Consider the following 276-nt stretch of genomic DNA (forward strand, 5'->3'; position numbering starts at 1 on the left):
GTTGGGTAGGGGAGCGTTCTGTAAGCCGTTGAAGGTGGCCTGTGAGGGCTGCTGGAGGTATCAGAAGTGCGAATGCTGACATAAGTAACGATAATGCGGGTGAAAAACCCGCACGCCGGAAGACCAAGGGTTCCTGTCCAACGTTAATCGGGGCAGGGTGAGTCGACCCCTAAGGCGAGGCCGAAAGGCGTAGTCGATGGGAAACGGGTTAATATTCCCGTACTGGTTGTTACTGCGAAGGGGGGACGGAGAAAGCTAGGTTGGCCGGGCGACGGT

At 56.9% G+C, this 276-nt stretch carries 1 rRNA gene; it reads left to right on the top strand.

Annotation, left to right across the window (positions count from 1 at the left end):
• Positions 1-276 (top strand): 23S ribosomal RNA (locus tag MFP24_RS00195); the annotation flags it as partial.

Origin of the sequence: Brenneria tiliae (assembly GCF_023347575.1) — a bacterium.
Taxonomy (GTDB): domain Bacteria; phylum Pseudomonadota; class Gammaproteobacteria; order Enterobacterales; family Enterobacteriaceae; genus Brenneria; species Brenneria corticis.